At 54.1% G+C, this 1,663-nt stretch carries 1 protein-coding gene; it reads right to left on the reverse strand.

Features of this window, described 5'->3' with window-relative positions; genetic code table 11:
• Positions 1–350: 350 nt before the first annotated feature.
• On the reverse strand, positions 351–1,367 hold the full coding sequence (locus tag ACSZO1_RS22320; protein ID WP_437616561.1) for a lipoate--protein ligase A: 1,017 nt from the start codon (positions 1,365–1,367) through the stop codon (positions 351–353).
• Between the last annotated feature and the right edge of the window lie 296 nt (positions 1,368–1,663).

Consider the following 1,663-nt stretch of genomic DNA (forward strand, 5'->3'; position numbering starts at 1 on the left):
ACAGCTCAGCTAAGGTAAGGCTAATACAGCTAAGGACTCCACTGAACCCCACCGATTAAATCGCACCTTCCTTAGGCAATCAGATTGTTTCGCATCTGGAAACGTTAACGACAGACTGTGGCTGCCATTTACTCAGGCTGGAAACCGGTATTCATCAACAGCCAGCGATAAAGCTTTACCTGAATTGCGGCTACCAGTTCTGCGATCCCTTTCCGCCCTATACTCATGATCCGTTGAGTGTTTTTATGCAGCGCAAACTGTGCTGACGTCAGACAATGACTGAGCTCGCTTGATTTCATTTTCCGGTGTCCGGTAGCCCCCACCGCGGTGGGGTCCACTCTCTGGCAACGTTAACTGACACTCTCCGCCAGCCACTGCTGTAACTGTTGCAGCTCAGTCTGCAGCGGCGGGAAATCGCCGATCAGTTGCTGCACCTGCTCTGCCAGCACCTCTGGCCGGTATGCCACACCGTGCAGCTGCTGCTCCAGCCTTTCCAGCGGGGCGGGATTCAGGCTGTCGGTAAAAATACGGCAACGGGTAATCACGCCGCGCTCAACATCAAAGTGGATCTCCACGCCGCCCCAGCTAAAACGGTTATCCAGCAGATGAGAGAAGCCTGGCGCCTGACCGAAATTCCACTCCCAGCTGCTTTGTTTCGCAAACTGGGGCTCGAATCCCGGTAAATCCGGCAACGCCTGCGGAGAAATACGTTCAGGCTCGCAACGTTCGCCGAAGTAAGTGAAAAAGGATTCTGTCACTGCGGCACAGATGCTGTCATAGCTAATGCCTGGCGACAGTTCAGCAAGATTGGCAACACGCGAACGCACTGAGGTAATGCCTTTCGCCTGTAGCTTTTTCACATCCGGATTCAGATAATCCGCCAGCCGCGTCAGGTCGGCATTCAGCAGTAAAGTCCCATGATGAAAACCGCGATCGGGCGTTTCGCGATAGGCGGAACCGGAAATTTTACGCATACCATCAGCAGTATTAACCACCAGATCGTTGCGCCCGGAGGCTTCAGCAGGAATACCCAGCGCCGCCAGCGCATTGAGGATAATGCCGGTCGACACACTCTTATCGTATTCCGGTTTCCCGGCCATAAAGGTAAAACAGCAGTTGCCGAGATCGTGGAACACCGCACCACCACCGCTGCTGCGCCGCGCCAGCCGGATACCATCTTCCGCCATCCGCCGCGTATTGCACTCCTTCCACGGATTCTGCGCCCGGCCAATCACCACTGTTTCCGCATTACGCCAGAGAAACAGCACGCGCTGGGTGGCGGGCATCTGACGAAAAATGCACTCCTCCACCGCCAGGTTAAACCAGGGATCGTATGACTCGGATAACAGTAAACGCAGTGAGGACATGCGTGGCTCCCTTTCGCTAAGTGACAGGCTGTTTCGCAGACGGCACAGCGCTGGTGCCTGGCCAGTGAATTATTGCGCTGAACGATAATACTCCGGCTGCTGACAGGATGCTACCGCGATAAGTCCATGAATTCTTTGTGCCTGTCAGCCTGTATCACGCAGTATTCTGTCACTGAGATAATGATTTATTATTCTGGCAAACTGGCAGTCAGCTTCTATAGGGCGGATTCAACTCCGAAGTGCAACGCTAAGCCGCCAATCTTAGCTCTGCAAACACCACAGACGGTTGCCTGAAT

The organism is Erwinia sp. V71, assembly GCF_965644245.1.
In the GTDB taxonomy this organism is placed as follows: Bacteria; Pseudomonadota; Gammaproteobacteria; order Enterobacterales; family Enterobacteriaceae; genus Erwinia.